Below are 19293 nucleotides of genomic sequence, written 5' to 3'. Positions count from 1 at the left end.
GGCATTCGTTCGCCTTTCAGTACGGCACAATTCCCCTTCTCTGCAAGGAAGTTCGCGGGAAGCCCCAGGGGCTTCGAGGGTGGGGAAGGCGGCGTACGCGGTGGCAGTGCAGGAGGCGGGGCAGGGCGTGCACGGGGGCGGTTGCACGTGCGGCGGCTGCCCGCACGGGGCGCGGGAAGGGCACCGGCGTGCCGTGGCCGCGTTCCTCGCCCAGCGCGACGGGTTCGCGGCGGGGGAGGGGCTGCCCGCGGCCGTCGCGCACTCGGCGGGCGCCTCCAGACAGTGGGTGTCGGACGAGCTGACGCAGTCCGCGCGTGCCGTCGCCGAGCGCGGCAGGGCCGAGGGCGAGGTCTGGCTGCGACGGCTGTGGACCCGCACGCTCGGCGTCGTCTGGGGCTCCTTCGTCGCCCTGCTCCTCGTCCAGGCGCTCACCGCGATCGGCGCCGGCTGGTCGGACGCGCGCACGGCCGGTCTCCTCGCGGCCCTCGTCGTGGGCGGGCTGCTGACGGGCGCCGCATACGCGCACCGGGCGCGCGGCGGGGTCCTCGCGCCGGTGATCGGCGAGGACAACCGGCTCTCCACCTCGCGTGCCGTGGCCGCCTGTTGGGTGCTCCTCGTCGTCTTCGCCGTGCTCGTCCTCGCGGGCGAACTCGCCGCGGCCTCGGGACACGCGCAGCGCGACGAACTGATCGACGGCCTCGAACTCTCCCGCGCCGCGGGCACGGTGACCGTCCTCGCCGTGGTGTGCGCGGTCGCCGTCCTGGTGCGCAGGGTCGTCGGCCTGCGCGTGCTGGGCCAGCGGCTGCAGAAGGTGCGCGCGGACCGGCCGAGGGCCTCCGACCCGCTCACCGACGACGCGGGCCGAGGCAGCTTCGCCGACGCGCAGTACGTCCTGATCAGTGCCGTCGCCGTGGTCTTCGCCGCCGTACGCCTGGCACGGCGGCCCGAGCAGCTGCCCGATCTGCCGTGGGGTCTCGCCCTCCTCGTGCTGGTCTCCGCCGCGACGTACCTGGCGGGGAAGTACTCCGAAGGCGGCCGTCCCGTGATCCTCTCCGTCGTCCGCGCGCGGGAGGCCGGTGACCTCGACGCCCCCATCCGCACGGGCGACGACATCGAGATCCGCGGCGCGGGCTTCGTCCCGCCCGGCGCCGGGGACGCGGACCGGCTCGCCCGCACGGTCGTCCGCATCGGCGCCGTGCACGTCCACGTGCCGCTCGTGCCCGTGCCGGGCGGCTTCACCAATCCGACCGACGCGGTGCTGACCGTCCCGATCCCCGTCGACGTGGAACCCGGCCGCGTCGACGTCCAGGTCGTCACGGCCGCGGGCGTCGAGACGAACCGCGTCACGATCGACGTAACGGACTGACCCACAGCACCTCCCCCTGACCTCTTCGTACCGCCTTCGAACTACCTTCGGACCGCCTTCGAACCGTCTTCGGGCCGCCGCTGAATCGGGCCGCCGTGGAATCCCCCGCACGCCACTGAGCAGCAGCCCCTCTTCGTACGTATCGTCAAAAGACGGGACCACGCGAGAGGCGGCGGAGTGCCATGGCGCACGGCATGCGTACGGACGGCCACACCATCCACACCAGCCACATCAGGCGTGCCGACTGGCGGGAGACCGCCACCCGCTACGCCCTGCTCCCCCTGCGGATCTTCCTCGGCATCACCTTCATCTACGCGGGCCTGGACAAGCTCACCGACAGCGCCTTCATGCAGGCGAGCGGCGCGGGCTCGATCGGCGCGCAGATGGAGGGCGTCCGTGACATCTCCGCGATCCCCGCTCTCGTCGACCTCTCCCTCAAGAACCCCGTCGGCTTCGGCTACGCCATCGCCCTGGGGGAACTGGCCGTCGGCATCGGCGCCCTGATCGGCCTCTTCGCCCGCGTCGCCGCACTCGGCGGCGCCTTCATCTCGCTCAGCCTCTGGCTGACCGTCAGCTGGCACGAGGAGCCCTACTACTACGGCAACGACCTGGCCTACCTGATGGCGTGGCTGCCGCTGGTCCTCGCCGGAGCCTCCGTCCTCTCCATCGACGCCCTGCGCACCGCCCGCCGCGCGAACGCCCCCGGCCCGGGCCGGTCCCGCTAGTCCCGCGGCTCCTTGACGCCCCCGGCACCGCCCGGACGGGCCGCGCCCCTCGGGCGTATCCCATGGATCGCCGCCGCCACGCCCGCGATGAACAGACCGGCCATCACGAGCGGCAGCGCGATGAACCACGGTGCGTCCCAGGCACCGCCCGCGTCGCCCGCGTACACAACGGCGACCGCAAGCAGGAAGAGCCCTGCCACCAGCTTGCCGGGGTGGAATTCATGACGTAGCACGGGTCACCTTCGCTTGTCCGACGCCGACTTTGAGGTGCAGATCGATCGTGCCGCCGTCGCCGCCCGAGTGCGGTCGCAGCGTCACCTTCTTCTCCCGGCCCGGAGCGATGTCCAGGTCCTTGTTCTTGTCGCCCGGCAACACGATGTCGCCGACGCCCACCTTCGCGTCGAGCCGCACGGTGGCGTCCTTCGGCAGGACCACCCTGAGGTCGCCCGCACCGACCTCGACGCCGGTCTTCAACGTCTTGTCCTTGCCGACGTCGACCTTGCTCAGATCGAGCGTGCCCGTGCCGAGCCCCACCTCGTAGCGGGGCTGGACGTCCGCTGCCTCGGTCGGTATCCAGTCCGTGCGGGCGTAGTGCGTCGTGATGTTCTCCGGCAGGGCGGCCGCGCCGGTGAGGAGACCGGCGGTCAGCACCGCGAGCACGATCGATCCCGCTCCGGTGCGCCCGAGGAAGGCGCTGACCGCGATGCCGAGACCGAACACCCCGAGCGCACACGCGAGGCCGACCTGCAACGTCGTGCCGAGCGGCTGCTCCTCCCAGGTCAGCCCGGTCCCGAGGCCGCCCGCGAGCAGGGCGAACAGGAACACCCAGCCGCCGATCCAACGCGGCCCGCGGGGCTTGGGCGCCGGGGTGGGCACCGCCGCCTTGCGGGGCACGCCCTGGTGGTGACCCGTCGGCTGATACTCGACGTGGAGACCTTTGGGGCCCCAGAAATAGCCCGAGATCCCCTCGTGCGTGCCGTCCTTGATTATCGGGTCGCGCCACCACGAAGGACTTCCGGCGACGGGCGGCGCCTTCGCCTCGGGCGGGGCGTCCGCCGCGGCCTGGGCCGCCACCGGGTCGGAGTCGAGGGTGTCGCGCTGCTGCGACCAATATCCCGCGCCCGCGAGGAGCAGGGTGAGGACGGCGGCGAAGGTGAGCGCCCCGCCGTTGTTCAACAGGGTCAGGAAGACGCCGCAGCCGACGAGCGCGAAGAGCACGGCGGTCAGCGCCTGGCCGTCCACCCTGCCGGAGAGGAGCCTGCGCACCTCGTTCTCCTCCTCGTCCTCGTACGGCGTGAAGAGCCATGCGAAGCCGTAGAACACCAGGCCGATGCCGCTGGTGATCGCGAGCACGGCCAGGCCGATGCGGAAGATCACCGGATCCATGTCGCAGTGCCGACCGAGCCCGGCGCACACCCCGCCGAGCTTCTTCTGCCGACGGTCACGGCGGAACTTGCGCTCCTCCGCGGGCAGGCCCGGCTCGGGACCGTCCGCGGGATCACCCGGGACGCCGTGCGCGGCACGCAGGGCGTCGCGGATGGCGGCCTCGGTCTCCGTCTCGGCGGGCTGCTGATCTGTCATGTGTCCATGGTGACCGCCGCAGGCCCGCCGCGGCAGTCGGGACGACCCTGGACGAACCCTGATATCGCCCCTGAGACGCTTCGGGCCGTACCCCTGACAGGGCCGGGACAGGGGACCGGATCAGGGAAGTCTCGGGGGTCGACCCTGATGCCCGGACCCGCGCCCGCGTGTGAATATCGATGACATGCCGGAAGCCGCTGCACCGCCCACCGACGACGTCCGACCGCTGCGCAAGCTCTATCGCAGCGGTGACGGGCGTTGGCTCGGCGGAGTCGCGCGCGGTCTGGCCGGACATCTCGGGCTGCCCGTGATCTGGGTCCGGCTGATCTTCGTCGGGCTGTTCACGGCGGACGGGCTCGGCGGACTGCTCTATGCGGCGTTCTGGTTCTTCGTCCCGCTCGGCGTGGGCGGCGTGGGTGCCGAGCGGCCGCCCGCGGCCTTCACGTCCGAGACGGCACCGGACGGCCGACGCAGACTCGTGGCCCGCAAGCCGGACAAGGGCCAGTTCGTCGCGCTCCTCGCGATGGTCGTCGTCGCCATGGTCTTCGTCAGCAACGTGGACCTGGACGGCTCGACGAAGGCGTATGTCGTCCCGACCCTGCTCATGGCCGCCGGTGTCGCCCTCGTCTGGCGGCAGGCCGACAACGCCCGCAGGGCACGCTGGATGGCCGTCGGCCGTCGCAGGCGCACCCTGACGATCGCCCGCTCGGCGGCCGGAGTGCTCCTGGTCGGCGCCGGGGTGTCCGGCATCTTCGTGCTGCAGGGCTCCGCCGCACACCTGGGCGCCGTGCTGCAGGCCTCGCTCGCTGTGCTCGTCGGCGTCGCGCTGCTCGCCGGGCCCTATCTCGTCCGCATGATGCAGGACCTCTCCGAGGAGCGGCTGATGCGCATCCGGGCCCAGGAGAGAGCCGAGGTCGCCGCCCATGTGCACGACTCCGTGCTGCACACCCTGACCCTGATCCAGCGCAATGCGGAGAGCGCGAGCGAGGTGCGCCGCCTCGCCCGCGCCCAGGAGCGCGACCTGCGCGCCTGGCTCTACAAACCCGAGGGCACCGGCAAGGACGAGGACGAGGAACCCGACACCCTCGCCGAGGCGGTCCGCCACAGCGCCGCGGAGGTCGAGGACAAGCACGGCGTCCCCATCGAGGTCGTCGTCGTCGGGGACTGCCCGCTCGACGAGCGGCTGACCGCACAGATGCAGGCCGCGAGGGAAGCGATGGTGAACGCCGCCAAGTACGGTGGCGAGGGCGGCGCGGTGCAGGTCTTCGCCGAAGTCGAGGGGGAGACGGTGTTCGTGTCCGTACGGGACCGCGGTCCCGGGTTCGATCTGGACTCCGTGCCGGACGATCGCATGGGCGTACGAGAATCGATCATCGGCCGTATGCAGCGCAACGGCGGCACGGCGCGGCTCCGCGCGGTGCCCGGCGGCGGCACGGAAGTCGAGCTGGAGATGGAGAGGACGGCGACGACATGAGCGACGCGACCGGGGCGAGCGGGCCCACGGAGCCGACCGGGACGGACGAGGGCGGCGGTGCGGACGGACGTCGTGTGCGAGTCGTCCTGGTCGACGACCACCGGATGTTCCGCACCGGAGTGCAGGCCGAGATCGGCCGCACCGACATCACCGGCGTCGAGGTGGTCGGAGAGGCGGCCGACGTCGACCAGGCGGTCACGGTCATCACGGCCACGCGCCCCGAGGTCGTCCTCCTTGACGTGCATCTGCCGGGCGGCGGAGGCGTGGAAGTCCTGCGCCGCTGCTCGCCGTTGATGGCGGACGCGGAGAGCCCGGTGCGGTTCCTCGCGCTGTCGGTCTCCGACGCCGCGGAGGACGTCATCGGTGTCATCCGCGGCGGCGCCCGTGGCTATGTCACCAAGACCATCACCGGCACCGACCTGGTGGACTCCGTCTTCCGTGTGCAGGACGGCGACGCGGTGTTCTCGCCGCGCCTCGCCGGATTCGTCCTGGACGCCTTCGCCTCCACCGACGCGCCCCCGGTCGACGAGGACCTGGACCGCCTCACCCAGCGCGAGCGCGAGGTCCTGCGGCTCATCGCACGCGGCTATGCGTACAAGGAGATCGCCAAGCAGCTCTTCATCTCCGTGAAGACGGTCGAGTCGCATGTCTCTGCGGTGCTGCGGAAGCTTCAGCTGTCCAACCGCCATGAGCTGACGCGGTGGGCGACGGCGCGGCGGCTGGTCTGACCGGGCGCTGGGGCGCCGGGGGACTGGGGCCCTAGCGGTGTGCGGCGGCGCCGGGCGGTGCCGCCGGGCCGAGATGGCGCAGGGCCCAGCGGTAGTGGCCGACCGCCTTCGCGGCGCCGATGAGGCCCGTGAGCCAGAGGAGCAGGCCGATGCCCATGCCTAGGGCGACGTCGGCGTAGGTCTCGTGGCCCGGTTCGGCGTACGCGGCCGCGGTGAAGGACAGCCAGAGGCCGAGTGTGCACACGGCCAGGGACGACAGGAGCCAGACGAGGCTGCGGCCGGGGGAGCGCAGCCTGGCGTCGGACGTCGGGTGACTGTCCAAGGCGAGCCAGGCGTCCTTCAGTTGCCGCAGGCGCCGGTCGTGGCGGATGCCGAGGGCGACGCCGATGACCGAGGGGGCCAGCACCGCCAGGCCGAGGACCATGAGGACCGGGCCCAGGAGGAAGGCGCTGGGGTCCTTGTCGTCGATGTACCGGATCGGCTGGACCAGCAGGGACCAGCCGATGACGCCGCCGAGTCCGCACAGCCACAGCAGCAGGAGCCGGATCAGCCCGAAGTGCCGCCTGTGCAGCTCTTGGAGGGCCATGCCGCGGTCGGTGAGCAGCGTCTGCCGGTCCGGCCAGGTGCGCAGATACACGGGTGGCGGGGGCGGAGGCAGCGTACGGCTAGGCATGTCCGTGACAATACTGGCGGGGCTGCTCCTTGATCGCCGCGGCCCGGTTGCAGGGCCTGGTTGCAGAGGCCTGGTCGCCGCGGCCCGGTCGGCGGCGGTCGGGCGTTCAGGACACGCGTGTGGCTCCCGCGAACGGCATCTGGTCGATGGGGGCGAGCCGGACGGGGGCGCTCGGGTTCGGGGCGTGGATCATCTGGCCGTTGCCGACGTAGAGGCCGACGTGGCTGATGCCCGAGTAGAAGAACACCAGGTCGCCGGGGCGCAGTTCGGAGCGGGGGACTCGTCGGCCCGCGGCGATCTGAGCGTAGGTGGTGCGGGGCAGGCCGACGCCCGCCGATCGGTAGGCGGCCTGGGTGAGCCCCGAGCAGTCGAAGGCGTCGGGCCCGGTGGCGCCCCAGACGTAGGGGCTGCCGAGGGCCTTGGAGGCGTACGAGACGGCGGACGCGGCGCGGGCGTTGGGGGCCTTGGCGGCGCCCGGGGCGGTGTCACGGGCCGTGGAGCGGTTGGCGCGGTCGTCGCCCGCCGGGCCGGTGAGTTCGTCGCGCTGCGTGGCGCTGAGGCGGGACAGCAGCCGCTTCGCCTCGCCGAGCTTTCCGGTGATCTTCTTCTTCTGCGTGCGCAGTTCCGCCTGGCGTGCGCGGAGGGCGGCCAGCCGGTCGTCGGCCCGGCCGCGCAGCCGGTCGATCTCATGGGCCTGCTCCCGCACTTCGCCGACGGCCAGGGCCTGACGGCTGCCCGCCCGGTCGGCGCGCGCCGCGCGGTCCAGGAACTGCGCGGGGTCGGAGGAGAGCGCGAGCTGTACGGAGGGGTCGATGCCGCCCGCACGGTACTGCGCCGCGGCGTACGAACCCAGGCTGTTGCGGGCGGAGTTGAGCTTCTCCGTCTTGCGGGCCGCTTCGTCGCGCAATTTGCCGAGCGTGGTTTCGGCCTTTTCGGCCTTCTCCTTCGCGCCGTTGTACTTCTCGGTGGCGGTCTCGGCCTCGCGGTAGAGCGAGTCGACCTTGGACTTCACCTCGGCGGGGCTGAGTCGGGGGTCCGCGTGTCCCGTGCCGTCGAAGGCGGTGGCCGATGCGGCTCCCGCGAGGGCGAGGGTCAAGGCGGTGCGGGCCGTGCTGCCGCTGAGCGAGCGCTGGCTGGGCTTGCGGTGCGCTGCCACGAAGTGGGGCTCCTTACGTGTCCGGCGGCGGCCCGCACAGGGGGAGCAGGCCGCCGCCGGGCTTCTCGGCGGTGGTGACCGACGGCCGTCCTGGGCCGGACGGCGGTGGGGAGTCGGCCACCTGGTGGAGGACGCTAAACCTGGGCGTCACGGGTGAGTGACGGATTGTGCGCAACTGACAGAAGTGGGCGGAACGGCGACCCGCCGCGACCGTGTGCATCGCCGGGCTGCGGCGGCTTCGCACAGAGGTGTGACCGATGGCTCGTTTCCGACCTACCCGGCCGTGGGGCAGTGATATGGGGGCGCCTGCCGGGAGGGCCGGGGGCCCCGGCTAGGCTCCGGCCTCATGGACCTACTCATCCATCTCTTCGTCGGCCTGCACATCATCGGCATCGCCTCGCTCCTGGGCGGTTTCCTCACCCAGATGAAGCAGATGGGCCAGGGCACCGCCCGATTCAGCCCCGGGATGCTGCACGGTGCGCTGATCATGCTCCTCACCGGTGTGGTCCTCGTGGGCCTCAACCAGGCGGACGACAACACGGTCAACAACGTCAAGATCGGCATCAAGATGGCCGTCCTGATCGTGATTCTCGCGCTGGTCTACGTGAAGCGGGACGAGGAGAAGATCGACAAGAGCCTGTTCGGCGCGGTCGGCCTGCTGACCACGGCGAACATCTTCATCGCGGTGCTGTGGACCTGAGTTTTCCGCCTGCACGCGCGCGTGGAAGGGGTGCTCGGGAGAGCGGTTCTTTCCTGCGGGGCGCTTCGTCGTCAGGCGGGGCGCACCACGCTGTGGATCGGCATGTAGTAGATCGACTCGACGCGGACGTTCGCGCCCGGCTTCGGGGCGTGGATCATCTTGCCGTTGCCGATGTAGATCCCCACGTGACTGATGTCGTCGTAGAAGAACACCAGGTCACCCGGTTTGGCGTCGGCGGTCTTCACCGTCGTGCCGACCTTCACCTGGTCCCACGTGGTGCGCGGCAGGGAGATCCCCGCGGCCTTCCACGCGTCCTGGGTGAGCCCGGAGCAGTCGTAGGAGTCGGGGCCGGTGGCGCCCCAGACGTACGGCTTGCCGATCTGGGCCTCCGCGAAGGAGATGACCTTCGCGGCCTTGGTGGCGTAGCCGCCGTCCGGGCTCCCGGAGCCCGAACCGGAACCTGAGCCGGAACCGGAGCCCGAACCCGCGTCGGAACCGGAACCGGAGTCCTGGCCGCCGTCCCGCTCCTTCTCCCGCTGGGCCGCCTCCTCCGCCTTGCGCTTGCGCTCCGCCTCGGCGGCCTGCTCGCGCGCCAGCTTCTCGGCCTTGCGCTTGGCCTCCTGCTTCTTCTTCCGCTCGATCTCCGCGAGCCGCGCCTTCTCCTCGGCGGTCAGCTTCGAGAGCATCTCGCGCGCGTCGCCCAGCTTCTTCTGGACCGTCTGCTTGCTCGTCCTGAGGTCGTCCCGCGAGTCGGTCAGCGTCTTGAGGCTCTTCGCGGCCTTCGTGCGCTGCTTCGTCGCCGACGCCTGCTCCATCTGGTAGGCGTCGACCGCCTTCTTCTGGCGCGTGGTCAGCCGGTCCGCCAGATGGTTCTGGTCGAAGTAGCCCTGCGGATCGTTGGCGAGCATCATCGTCGCCGTCTCGGAGACGGCGCCGGTGCGGTACTGCGCCGCGGCGAAGGAGCCGAGCTCCTTGCGCGCGTCGTTCAGCTTGTCGGTGCGCTTGGCCACGTCGTCGAGCAGCCGGTCGACCTTCTTGCGCTGCTTATCGGTGTGCTCCTTGGCCGAGTTGTACTTCTGGGTGGCTACACCCGCCTGCTGGTAGAGCTCGTCGACCTTCTTCTGTACCTCTTCGAGGCTGGGCTTCGTCGGCGCGGAGGGCGCTGCCTGTGCGCTCTGCGACAGGAGGGCGACGGAGGTGAGGGCTGCCGTCGTGATGCCGAGGGCGGGGGCCGTGCGTAGGCCGGCCGTCCGGTTCCGCGGCTTGCGGTGCGACGCCAAGGAGGCGACTCCTTCCGTAGACCGCCTACCGGGTTAGCTGTCGGGTTCGGGCGGTTGGTTCGGAAGGCTGCCCTACAGTCCCGTACTTCGTACGGGACCGATTCACCCCAAGGTCTCGGTGGGTCCCCGGCTCCGACCATGTCGGACTCGGCGGAGGCCGCCCGTTCCCGGCGGGGTTCGCCGGTGGGGGGACGAGTGGCCCGTCGGGCACGCTAGCCAACTCGTGTGGCCCGTGTGAAGGTTGATGTTCGATATGCCCGATACATTTTCGTGACTTTACGAGACCCGAGACCTGAGCCCTGAGACACGGCCCGCGGCCCGCGGTGAGACACCATAGCGGAATGCGATCGTCCATGTGCGGGGAGTCAGGATCGCGGGGGTGTCCGGAACCCGCAGCGGGTTGTCAGTGGGGCCGCCTAGACTCGGGAGGCGATGAGCAGCCTCTTTGATGACAGCTTCCTGGCGGACCTGCAGCCCTCCCGGGCCACGGACGAAGCGCCCCCGCCGCCGCCCGAGGACAGCGCTCCGGAACCCATTCCGGACGACCTGTTCGACGGGAAGTTCGACGCGCCCATGACCCGGGATTCGCATTACCGCGACGGCGCCCCGCGCCCGGTCATCGACCCGGCGACGCTCCTGGACGGGCTGAACGAGAACCAGCGCGCGGCGGTCGTGCACGCAGGTTCCCCGCTGCTCATCGTCGCCGGTGCCGGATCCGGCAAGACCCGCGTGCTGACCCACCGCATCGCGCACCTGCTCGCCGAGCGCGGCGTGCACCCCGGCCAGATCCTCGCGATCACCTTCACGAACAAGGCCGCGGGCGAGATGAAGGAGCGGGTCGAGCAGCTCGTGGGCCCCCGGGCGAACGCGATGTGGGTGTCCACCTTCCACAGCGCCTGCGTCCGTATCCTCCGCCGTGAGTACAAGAAGCTGGGCTTCACGTCCTCCTTCTCGATCTACGACGCCGCCGACTCCAAGCGCCTCATGGCCCTGGTCTGCCGTGACCTGGACCTCGACCCGAAGAAGTTCCCGCCGAAGTCCTTCAGCGCCAAGATCTCGAACCTGAAGAACGAGCTGATCGACGAAGAGGACTTCGCAGGTCAGGCCGCCGACGGCTTCGAGAAGACCCTCGCCCAGGCCTACGCGATGTACCAGTCGCGCCTCCGCGAGGCGAACGCGATGGACTTCGACGACCTGATCATGACGACGGTCCATCTGCTGCGCGCCTTCCCGGACGTCGCCGAGCACTACAGGCGCCGCTTCCGGCACGTCATGGTCGATGAGTACCAGGACACCAACCACGCCCAGTACGCACTGGTGCGCGAGCTGGTCGGGCCCTCCGGAGGCGAGGGGGACGACCCCGCCGAGCTCTGCGTGGTGGGCGACGCCGACCAGTCGATCTACGCCTTCCGTGGCGCCACCATCCGCAACATCCTCCAGTTCGAGGAGGACTACGCGGACGCGACGACGATCCTCCTGGAGCAGAACTACCGCTCCACGCAGACGATCCTGACCGCCGCGAACGCGGTCATCGAGCGGAACGAGAGCCGCCGCCCCAAGAACCTGTGGACCAACCAGGGCGCGGGCGCACGCATCACCGGATACGTCGCCGACACCGAGCACGACGAGGCCCAGTTCGTCGCCGACGAGATCGACCGCCTCACCGACGCGGGCGACGCCAAGTCCGGCGACGTGGCGATCTTCTACCGGACGAACGCCCAGTCCCGTGTCTTCGAAGAGATCTTCATCCGCGTCGGCCTGCCCTACAAGGTCGTCGGCGGAGTCCGCTTCTACGAGCGCAAGGAGGTCCGCGATGTGCTGGCCTACCTGCGTGTTCTCGCCAACCCCGAGGACGCGGTCCCGCTGCGCCGCATCCTCAACGTGCCGAAGAGGGGCATCGGCGACCGCGCCGAAGCCATGATCGACGCGCTCGCGCAGCGCGAGAAGATCTCCTTCCCGCAGGCGCTGCGCCGCGTCGACGAGGCGTACGGAATGGCGGCCCGCTCGACCAACGCCGTCCGGCGCTTCAACACGCTCATGGAGGAGCTGCGGACCATCGTCGAGTCCGGTGCGGGCCCGGCCGTCGTCCTGGAAGCCGTGCTCGAACGGACCGGCTATCTCGCCGAGTTGCAGGCCTCGACCGACCCGCAGGACGAGACCCGCATCGAGAACCTCCAGGAGCTCGCCGCCGTGGCGCTGGAGTTCGAGCAGGACAACAACGGCCAGGCGGCGGACGGCAGTCAGGCGGCGGACGACGCTCAGGTGGCGGACGGCGCTCAGGCAGAGGGCGAAGCGGGCGCGGGTGACGCGGGCGAGGGTGAGGGCGATCCGGGTGAGGGTGCGGCTCCGGCCGGTACGCTCTCGGACTTCCTGGAGCGTGTCGCCCTGGTCGCCGACTCCGACCAGATCCCCGACGAGGAGGACGACGGCTCCGGAGTCATCACGCTCATGACCCTGCACACCGCCAAGGGCCTCGAATTCCCCGTCGTGTTCCTGACCGGCATGGAGGACGGCGTCTTCCCGCACATGCGCTCTCTCGGGCAGGTCAAGGAGCTGGAGGAGGAGCGTCGCCTTGCGTACGTGGGCATCACGCGCGCGCGTGAACGGCTCTACTTGACGCGGTCCTCGATGCGCAGCGCCTGGGGCCAGCCGTCGTACAACCCGCCGTCCCGCTTCCTGGAGGAGATCCCGGACGCGCACCTGGACTGGAAGCGGACCGGCTCGGTCGGCGCACCGGCCTCGTCCGGACCTGCCGCGGGCATCGCCTCGTCGCTGTCCTCGTCGCGCTCGCGTTCCGGCGGCGCGCAAGGCTTCGCCACGCGCCGCGCGTCGGAGAAGCCGGTGGTGTCGCTCGCCGTCGGTGACCGTGTCACGCACGACCAGTTCGGTCTCGGGACCGTGGTCGGGGTGAAGGGGACGGGGTCGAACGCCGAGGCGACGGTGGACTTCGGCGAGCCCAAGCCGAAGCGTCTCCTGCTGCGGTATGCGCCGGTGGAGAAGTTGTAACGCGGGCCGCGGCGGCCGGAGTTACGTCGGGTCGAGGCCGTGGCTGCGCAGCCACGGCAGCGGGTCGATCGCCGAGCCGCCGGCGGGCCGCACCTCGAAGTGCAGGTGGGGGCCCGTGGAGTTGCCGGAGTTCCCGGAGAAGGCGATGGCCTCGCCCGCCTTCACGGGACCGCTGGAGATCTTGTGCGTGGAGAGGTGGCAGTACCACGTCTCCGTGCCGTCCTTCGCGGTGACGATCGCCATGTTGCCGTAGGCGCTGTTCCACTTCGTGGAGACGGTGCCGTCGGTCGCGGCGAGGACCTCGGTGCCGTAGGACACCGGGAAGTCGATTCCGGAGTGCGCTGACATCCAGTTGACGCCCGCCTGGCCGAACTGCGCGCTGAGGCCGTGCTGCTTGACCGGCAGGGCGAACTTGGGCCGCAGCCGCTCCTTGCGCGCCGCCTCCGCCGCCGCCTTCTTCTCGGCGGCCGCCTTCTCGGCCTTGAGGTCGATACGTTCCTGCGTGCGGCTCGCGCGGTCCGCGAAGTCGCCCGCGTCCGCGGAGAGGTTCGCCAGCTGGGTGTCCAGCTTGTTGTTGGCGGCGGAGGGCTGCACGGACGTGGGGTCCGGGGCCGACGCCGTCGTCTCCTTGGTGTCGTCCCCGCCGAAGTTGCCCACGGAGGCGGCGGCCACTCCGGCGACGCCCATCACACAGGCCGAGGGCACCGCGACGGTGAGGAGGGCGGAGCGTTTGGCGGGGGTGCGGCGGCGGGTCCTCGACCGGCTGTCCCCGGCGGGTCCGCCGCGCTTCCCGCGGGAGGCGCGGGGCGCGGCACTGCGGGAGTCCGCTGCCGACTCGGGGTCCGCGGGGTCGTACGCGGTGTCGGTGTCGGCGTCGGTCTCGTACGGCTGGGCCGCGTCGTGCGGAACGGGGGCGCCGAGCAGGTCGGGCGCGTCGTGCGCCTCCTGGGTGCCGTGCGCGTCGGGCGAGTTCCACGCCGTCGCGTCGTACGCACCGGTGTCGAAGGTCTGCGTGTCCCACTGACCGGTCTGCGGGCCGTCCGACGGGGCCTGGTTCCAGGCGGTGGTGTCCCACTGGCCCGTGGAGTCGGGGCCCGGCTGCGACGGAATGTCGGCGACCTGCTGATAGCCGCCGGTCGACCACATCGAGCCGGTGTCGTAGCTGCCTGAGTCGTACGTAGCGGCGTAGTACTGCGCCGCGTACGCGTCGTAGGTGGCCGTCTGCTGGGAGCCCGTGGTCGCCCACTGGCCCGTGTCGTGGCCGCCGCCCGGCATGTCGCCGAAGAGGGGGTCGGTCGCGAACGTCCCGGTGTCGAAGCTGCCGGTGGAATGGGTGTCGTAGCCGTAGCCGTTGTGCTGGGCACTCTGTTGGTCGTACGTCGCGTAGTGCGCGTAGTCGGCGCCGGGTGCCGAGGACGGGGGGATCGAGCTCCCCGACGGGTGACGGTCGTTCACCAACTTCTCTTTCGCCTCGGCAGCAGGGGCAGAGCAGTGCGGTGACTGTACCCGGCGGTATACGGGCGCGACAATCTTCGGCAGGTTTCGTGGTTTCAGGAAACGGGCATTCGGCCGCCTTTCGGCGGACTGCGGGCACAGCCTTGGCCCTGCGTTCGAGATCCGTTCGATAGATGTGGCGGTTCAGGCGACCGTCAGCCCGCCCGGCGCGCTCTTGGCGTCGGCTCCCGGGTTCGCCAGGTCGAGTGCCTGACGGATCCCGTTCGCGACCGCGGGGTGCACCGGCAGGGCGAGATGGCCGATTCCGGTCACGCGGACGTTCTGCGCGGTCAGATCGGGGTGGTCGACGCAGGCCGTCTCCAACGGGTCCATGATCTGGTCCAGATCGCTCCAGAAGCTCACGAACTGCGTGCGGCAGCCCGGCGCCGGTTCCTTGAGCTCCTCGATCACGTCGGAGCCGGGACGCATCTGCCGGACGATCGGGTGCGCGTTCGCGAGCGGCACGACGCGGGTGCCCGCGTGCGGTGTGCCGAGCGTGACCAGGGTGCGGACGCGGACATCACCGCCGAGCCGCTGCGCGTAGTAGCGGGCGATCAGGCCGCCGAGGCTGTGCCCGACGACGTCCACCCGGGCGTGTCCCGTGCGTTCGCAGAGCTCCTCGACATGGCGGCCGAGCAGCTCGGCGGCGCCCCGGATGTCGCAGGTCAGCGGGGAGTAGTTGAGGGACTCCACACGGCGGCCGCCGTGCTGGGCCAGGGTGCGGCGGAGCAGTACGAACACGGAGCGGTTGTCGATGAAGCCGTGCAGGAGGAGCACCGGTGGCCTGCCGTCCGCCGGGAGGCGGGGGGCGCCTGGGGGCGGCTGGACGGGGGTGGCCCTGCGTTCCTGGGTGATGCCCGAGGGATAGAGGAGGAGGTGGCCCGCGAGGATCGTCAGCTCCAAGGCCGTCGCTTTCAGGAGGGCGATGGAGAGACCGGCGACCTTGGCAGGCAGCGCAGGCAGCGCAGGGAGGGACGGCAGCGCGGGGAGGGATGGGCGCGAGGGCAGTGGGGCGAGGCCGAGGATTCTCGGCAGCAGTGAGCCGAGCGGGCGAAAGGGGCGGGTCCCTGTGAACGGCATCGTCGACCTCCCGATTGGCGCACGGGAGGACGCCTCTGTCCCCCGTGTGCCCTAGGGGGAGTCGTGGCCGAGGAGACGGCTGTGCGATGGCGATCCCGGCCACCGTTCACTGGTGACCCCGTGCCCCCGTTGCATCGCCGATGTGCGGAATCACCATGCCGTGCGGCTGACGGCGTGGTGTCCCGGCGTCTCGTTGCGGCTCCCCTCGCGCCTGGTCCGGACGCGGAGCGTGAACCCCTCGGTTGCGGATGGGCGCGCAGCGAACGTGTCCCACGTGTGATTTCCCCCTCGCTCTCCACCGTGAAACTGCCGCTTGCGCGATGCTGGGGATAACGTTCGTTTACTTCCCCGGCCGGTGCGGTGCGGGGTATCTGTGCCGGGACAGACTGTTGTCGGTACGGATATCGGTACATGGAGGCAGTGATGGGTGTGGCAGCCGGGCCGATCCGCGTGGTCGTCGCCAAGCCGGGGCTCGACGGGCACGACCGCGGGGCCAAGGTCATTGCGCGGGCGTTGCGTGACGCCGGTATGGAGGTCATCTACACCGGGCTGCACCAGACGCCCGAGCAGGTGGTGGACACCGCGATCCAGGAGGACGCCGACGCGATCGGGCTCTCCATCCTTTCGGGGGCGCACAACACGTTGTTCGCGCGCGTGCTGGAGCTTCTGAAGGAGCGGGACGCGGAGGACATCAAGGTGTTCGGCGGCGGCATCATCCCTGAGGCGGACATCGCGCCGCTCAAGGAGAAGGGTGTCGCGGAGATCTTCACGCCCGGGGCCACCACCACGTCGATCGTGGAGTGGGTCCGCGGAAACGTGCGCCAGGCCGCCGTCTGACCCCCTCTGGTTCAGTCGTACGCGCGGGGGCGCGGGGCCGCGGGCACATGTCCGTACTCGCTGCCCCTGCGTCACGGGGTCCACGGCCGTTACGAGTGACACGGCCGTCACATGCTTCACGGCCGTCACAGGCTTCACGGCGGCGGGAGTTCGTCGCGTATCGCTGCGCGTAGGCGAAGGGTGGTCACGAGGCGCTGGAACGCCTCCGACCAGTAGCCGCCCGCGCCCGGTGACGCGTTCTCCGGCTCGTCGGGGATCGCGGTGAGCGCGTCCAGGCGGACCGCCTCCGACGGGTCCAGGCAGCGCTCCGCGAGGCCCATCACGCCGCTGAAGCTCCAGGGGTAACTTCCCGCGTCCCTGGCGATGTTCAGGGAGTCCACCACCGCGCGGCCCAGCGGCCCGGCCCAGGGGACCGCGCAGACGCCGAGCAGCTGGAACGCCTCCGACAGGCCGTGTGCCGCGATGAAACCGGCTACCCACTCCGCCCGTTCGGCGGCGGGCAGCGAGGCGAGGAGCTTGGCGCGTTCGGCGAGCGACACCGCGCCCGGGCCCGCGGCGTCGGGCGCCGCCGGGGTGCCGAGCAGCGCCCTGGACCAGGCCACGTCCCGCTGGCGTACCGCCGCACGGCACCAGGCGGCGTGCAGCTCGCTCCGCCAGTCGTCGGCCACCGGGAGCGCAACGATCTCGGTCGGCGTGCGGTTGCCGAGCCGGGGCTGCCAGGTGCTGAGCGGGGCCGACTCCACCAACTGGCCGAGCCACCAGGAGCGTTCGCCGCGGCCGGTGGGGGGCTTGGGCGTGACGCCGTCCCGTTCCATGCCCGCGTCGCACTCGTGCGGCGCCTCCACCGTGAGGGTCGGTGCGTCGGAGGTGTGGTCGACGGCCACACAGGAGGCTGCGCGGGTCGACATCCTGCCTGCCAGGGCCGAGTCGGGGAGGGCGGACAGCAGCTCCGCCGCCGTGCAGCGGACGTTGCGGCTGCGGTCGGTGAGGGCCTGCTCCAGGAACGGCTCGTCCGCGGCGGACAGGCCGGTGCGCAGGGAGTCGAGGAACATCAGGCGGTCCTCCGCCCGCTCCGTCGACCACGTGGACGTGAGCAGGTCCAGGGCCGCTCGGGCGTCGTACGCGCGGAGCGCGGTGAGGAGGGCGACGCGCTCGGCGAAGAGGCCCTCCTCCCACAGCTGTTGGACCTTCGGAGCGTCATCCGTGGACGGGAGGGCCACGCCGCCTCCCGGGGTGGCGCGGAGCGCGAACTTCCAGTCGGGGTTCAGACGGGCCAGCCACAGAGCCCGGGGGCCCGCGAAGGTGAGGGCCTGGGGACGCAGATCCGTGCGGCCTCGGGCCGCGTTCAGGAGCGCGGGCAGCAGTTCGGGCGGGGCGCCGTACCCCCGCGCGTTGGCCAGGGCCAGCCACTGGGGCAGGAGCTCCATCAGGTCGGGGGACGCGCCCCTGCGACCGCCGCCGCCGGAACCGGCCTGATCGGTGAGCAGCGTCGCGAGCCTGCGCCTGGCCGCGGGGGGCACCGGTGGCCTGGGGTCGTCCGCCGCGGGCTCGGGCGGTGCGGCGGCCGGGGCCGGGCGCAGTCCCGCCCTGCGGCGCACCGTGTGCAGCGCCGCCGCGTCCAGGAGCGCGATCGGCGCCTCCTTGCCGGGAGTGTGCACGTCGGTCGGCAGTGCGCGGCGCTCGGTGCCCAGCAAGGCCGCCGTGACCAGGTCGTCCCAGGAGGGGGGTGCGGCGGGAGCGGGGTGTGCGGTGGGCGGGGTGGTTTCCTGTCGTGCGTTCTTCAGCACAGCGACACCGTCTCTCCTGCGTACGTCTCTCCTGAGGCTTGCTCTCCTGAGCCCTTCGGCCAGGCCGCCAGTGGTGTGAAGCCTTGGTGGCCGCACTCGCCGAACACCGTCAGTGGTGCGCCCCCGGACAGGGCGACCAGACGCCACAGGCCGGGCCGGGATGCGGCGGACGGTGCGAGGGGGAGGGCCGAGTCGTCTGTCGGGTCGGCCAGTTGCCAGGAGTCCTGGGTCCGGGTCGGTATCACTTCGGCGAGCGTCACCGGCCAGGACTCCAGCCAGGGGTCGTCCTGGAGCGCCGCGCCGTAGCGAGCGGTCGCCTCCTCCGGACGCACGCCCGGTGGCCGGTGCGTGGCGGGCGTCGGCGCCGTGAACTGCTCGCCCAGGTCAGCCCGCAGCTGCCCCGCGCCCGGATACCCGGTCACCTCGGCATCGAGCACCAGGCCCACCGGCAGCGCGAGCGCGGGCGCACGACCCGCCGCCCCGTAGGAGAGAAGGAGCGCGGTGCGGCCGGAATCCGTGCCGTACAGCCATATGCGGCGCGTGGTGAGTCTGCTGTCCGCCGTGTCGTACTGGGCGAGGACCAGCCAGCGGTCCCGCACCGGCAGGCCCTCCGGCCGGGCGGGCAGACCGACCCGGGAACGGACCGTCGCCGCCAGCCCGGCAGGCAGCCGGTCGCGGTGGAGCCAGCCCTGGTCGAGCAGGTGGAGCAGTGCACACTCCTCCAGAAGACGCACGGGCCAGCCGGATCCCGAGGACGGGATGGCACCCAACTCGCGGACTCTTGCCGCCAGTCCCGGGGCCTGGGCGTCGACCATGCGGGCCGCCGTCTCCTCCCACAGTCCGTACCCCGACTGCTCGGCCGATGCCGTGCCGCCGCGGATCAGGTCGGCCAGGCGCTGTTCCAGCTCCGTCGCCCCCGCGGTGATGCGCTCGGCCCGCTTCTCCGCCCGCCTGCGCGCCGCCTCAGGGTCGGCCGTGGCGGAGGCAGCGGGCGTGGTGGCCGAACTCCGCTTGGTCTCCGCTCTTTTGCGGCGCGTCGCCAGCCACGCCTCGGCCCAGGCCGGTGGCTCCCCGCCCGGCGGCACGGTGCCGTCCGCGCCCGCCCAGACCAGCAGCAGCCCCAGCGCGTGCTTGCACGGGAACTTGCGGCTCGGGCAACTGCATTTGTACGCCGGGCCCGCGGCGTCCGCGATGTCGACGACCGTCTGATACGGCTTGCTGCCACTGCCCTTGCACAGCCCCCACACCGTCCCCTCGTCAGAACTGCCCGCCTCCGACCAAGGGCCGGCGACGCCGAGTTTGCTTCCCGCCTTGCGTGACGGGGCGTCAGGAGCCAGTGCGAGCACCTGATCCGCCGTCCAGCGCACCCCCTGCTGAGTCATGTCTCGAAGGTAGGTGCCACCACT

17 protein-coding genes and 1 riboswitch are annotated in these 19293 nt (G+C 71.4%); of the genes, 7 read left to right on the top strand and 10 right to left on the bottom strand.

What is annotated here, in order from left to right; genetic code table 11:
* Nucleotides 1–100 precede the first annotated feature (100 nt).
* Both AC068B_RS08805 and AC068B_RS08800 read left to right on the top strand, forming a co-directional pair.
* Nucleotides 101–1366, top strand: coding sequence for a hypothetical protein (locus AC068B_RS08805; RefSeq protein ID WP_478669997.1), 1266 nt, complete (start codon nt 101–103; stop codon nt 1364–1366).
* Nucleotides 1367–1548: 182 nt separating this feature from the next.
* The gene (locus tag AC068B_RS08800; RefSeq protein WP_478669996.1) at nt 1549–2091 is read left to right on the top strand and encodes a DoxX family protein; all 543 of its coding nucleotides are present in this window, start codon (nt 1549–1551) and stop codon (nt 2089–2091) included.
* Here the strand turns inward: AC068B_RS08800 and AC068B_RS08795 are convergent.
* Both AC068B_RS08795 and AC068B_RS08790 read right to left on the bottom strand, forming a co-directional pair.
* Nucleotides 2088–2324 carry a hypothetical protein gene (locus AC068B_RS08795; protein WP_478669995.1) on the bottom strand — a complete coding sequence of 79 codons (237 nt, stop codon included), beginning with the start codon at nt 2322–2324 and terminating at the stop codon, nt 2088–2090. The genes AC068B_RS08800 and AC068B_RS08795 overlap by 4 nt on opposite strands.
* Nucleotides 2311–3672, bottom strand: a complete 1362-nt coding sequence (locus AC068B_RS08790) for a PspC domain-containing protein (RefSeq protein ID WP_478669993.1) — start codon at nt 3670–3672, stop codon at nt 2311–2313. The genes AC068B_RS08795 and AC068B_RS08790 overlap by 14 nt, the downstream gene beginning before the upstream one ends.
* A gap of 184 nt (nt 3673–3856) precedes the next feature.
* Between AC068B_RS08790 and AC068B_RS08785 the strand changes: the two genes are divergently transcribed.
* Nucleotides 3857–5146: a PspC domain-containing protein gene (locus AC068B_RS08785; protein WP_478669992.1), complete on the top strand. Its 1290-nt coding sequence runs from the start codon at nt 3857–3859 to the stop codon at nt 5144–5146.
* On the top strand, nt 5143–5874 hold the full coding sequence (locus AC068B_RS08780) for a LuxR C-terminal-related transcriptional regulator (RefSeq protein ID WP_468556057.1): 732 nt from the start codon (nt 5143–5145) through the stop codon (nt 5872–5874). The genes AC068B_RS08785 and AC068B_RS08780 overlap by 4 nt, the downstream gene beginning before the upstream one ends.
* 31 nt (nt 5875–5905) lie before the next feature.
* On the opposite strand, the gene AC068B_RS08775 is transcribed toward AC068B_RS08780, so the two are convergent.
* From AC068B_RS08775 to AC068B_RS08765, 3 genes are all read right to left on the bottom strand, one after another.
* A complete protein-coding gene (locus tag AC068B_RS08775; RefSeq protein WP_478669989.1) occupies nt 5906–6547 on the bottom strand; it encodes a hypothetical protein in 642 nt (213 codons plus the stop codon).
* 106 nt (nt 6548–6653) lie between these two features.
* Entirely contained in the window at nt 6654–7703 is a 1050-nt protein-coding gene (locus AC068B_RS08770; RefSeq protein WP_478669988.1) for a C40 family peptidase, read from the bottom strand.
* A 13-nt stretch (nt 7704–7716) separates the two neighbouring features.
* Complete coding sequence (locus AC068B_RS08765; RefSeq protein ID WP_478669987.1) at nt 7717–7854, bottom strand: hypothetical protein; 138 nt, start codon at nt 7852–7854, stop codon at nt 7717–7719.
* A gap of 195 nt (nt 7855–8049) precedes the next feature.
* On the opposite strand from AC068B_RS08765, the gene AC068B_RS08760 reads away from it, so the two are divergent.
* Nucleotides 8050–8403, top strand: coding sequence for a hypothetical protein (locus tag AC068B_RS08760; RefSeq protein WP_478669986.1), 354 nt, complete (start codon nt 8050–8052; stop codon nt 8401–8403).
* A 71-nt stretch (nt 8404–8474) separates the two neighbouring features.
* On the opposite strand, the gene AC068B_RS08755 is transcribed toward AC068B_RS08760, so the two are convergent.
* Nucleotides 8475–9683, bottom strand: a complete 1209-nt coding sequence (locus AC068B_RS08755; RefSeq protein ID WP_478669985.1) for a C40 family peptidase — start codon at nt 9681–9683, stop codon at nt 8475–8477.
* Nucleotides 9684–9690: 7 nt separating this feature from the next.
* A riboswitch (cyclic di-AMP (ydaO/yuaA leader) is annotated at nt 9691–9846 on the bottom strand.
* 269 nt (nt 9847–10115) lie between these two features.
* Here AC068B_RS08755 and AC068B_RS08750 point away from each other — a divergent pair.
* Nucleotides 10116–12689, top strand: coding sequence for an ATP-dependent DNA helicase (locus AC068B_RS08750; protein ID WP_478669983.1), 2574 nt, complete (start codon nt 10116–10118; stop codon nt 12687–12689).
* 21 nt (nt 12690–12710) lie between these two features.
* Here AC068B_RS08750 and AC068B_RS08745 read toward each other — a convergent pair whose 3' ends face one another.
* Both AC068B_RS08745 and AC068B_RS08740 read right to left on the bottom strand, forming a co-directional pair.
* Nucleotides 12711–14144: a peptidoglycan DD-metalloendopeptidase family protein gene (locus AC068B_RS08745; protein ID WP_478669981.1), complete on the bottom strand. Its 1434-nt coding sequence runs from the start codon at nt 14142–14144 to the stop codon at nt 12711–12713.
* 183 nt (nt 14145–14327) lie between these two features.
* Nucleotides 14328–15263: an esterase/lipase family protein gene (locus AC068B_RS08740; RefSeq protein WP_478669979.1), complete on the bottom strand. Its 936-nt coding sequence runs from the start codon at nt 15261–15263 to the stop codon at nt 14328–14330.
* 423 nt (nt 15264–15686) lie between these two features.
* Between AC068B_RS08740 and AC068B_RS08735 the strand changes: the two genes are divergently transcribed.
* The gene (locus AC068B_RS08735; RefSeq protein WP_055569378.1) at nt 15687–16100 is read left to right on the top strand and encodes a coenzyme B12-dependent isobutyryl CoA mutase small subunit; all 414 of its coding nucleotides are present in this window, start codon (nt 15687–15689) and stop codon (nt 16098–16100) included.
* A 134-nt stretch (nt 16101–16234) separates the two neighbouring features.
* Here the strand turns inward: AC068B_RS08735 and AC068B_RS08730 are convergent, their stop codons facing one another.
* On the bottom strand, nt 16235–17809 hold the full coding sequence (locus AC068B_RS08730; protein ID WP_478670314.1) for a DUF5691 domain-containing protein: 1575 nt from the start codon (nt 17807–17809) through the stop codon (nt 16235–16237).
* 71 nt (nt 17810–17880) lie between these two features.
* Nucleotides 17881–19269, bottom strand: a complete 1389-nt coding sequence (locus tag AC068B_RS08725; protein ID WP_478669977.1) for an SWIM zinc finger family protein — start codon at nt 19267–19269, stop codon at nt 17881–17883.
* Nucleotides 19270–19293 lie beyond the last annotated feature (24 nt).

The sequence above is a fragment of the Streptomyces sp. NPDC042371 genome, assembly GCF_056437465.1.
Note: the sequence above shows the minus strand (reverse complement) of the source record. Positions and strands in the feature narration are given on the sequence as shown.

Bases quoted from the DNA above. Each gene is read 5' to 3' on its own strand.
- AC068B_RS08800 (WP_478669996.1), top strand. From the start codon at position 1,549: ATGGCGCACGGCATGCGTACGGACGGCCACACCATCCACACCAGCCAC.
- AC068B_RS08790 (WP_478669993.1), bottom strand. From the start codon at position 3,672: ATGACAGATCAGCAGCCCGCCGAGACGGAGACCGAGGCCGCCATCCGC.
- AC068B_RS08785 (WP_478669992.1), top strand. From the start codon at position 3,857: ATGCCGGAAGCCGCTGCACCGCCCACCGACGACGTCCGACCGCTGCGC.
- AC068B_RS08780 (WP_468556057.1), top strand. From the start codon at position 5,143: ATGAGCGACGCGACCGGGGCGAGCGGGCCCACGGAGCCGACCGGGACG.
- AC068B_RS08775 (WP_478669989.1), bottom strand. From the start codon at position 6,547: ATGCCTAGCCGTACGCTGCCTCCGCCCCCGCCACCCGTGTATCTGCGC.
- AC068B_RS08760 (WP_478669986.1), top strand. From the start codon at position 8,050: ATGGACCTACTCATCCATCTCTTCGTCGGCCTGCACATCATCGGCATC.
- AC068B_RS08750 (WP_478669983.1), top strand. From the start codon at position 10,116: ATGAGCAGCCTCTTTGATGACAGCTTCCTGGCGGACCTGCAGCCCTCC.
- AC068B_RS08740 (WP_478669979.1), bottom strand. From the start codon at position 15,263: ATGCCGTTCACAGGGACCCGCCCCTTTCGCCCGCTCGGCTCACTGCTG.
- AC068B_RS08735 (WP_055569378.1), top strand. From the start codon at position 15,687: ATGGGTGTGGCAGCCGGGCCGATCCGCGTGGTCGTCGCCAAGCCGGGG.
- AC068B_RS08725 (WP_478669977.1), bottom strand. From the start codon at position 19,269: ATGACTCAGCAGGGGGTGCGCTGGACGGCGGATCAGGTGCTCGCACTG.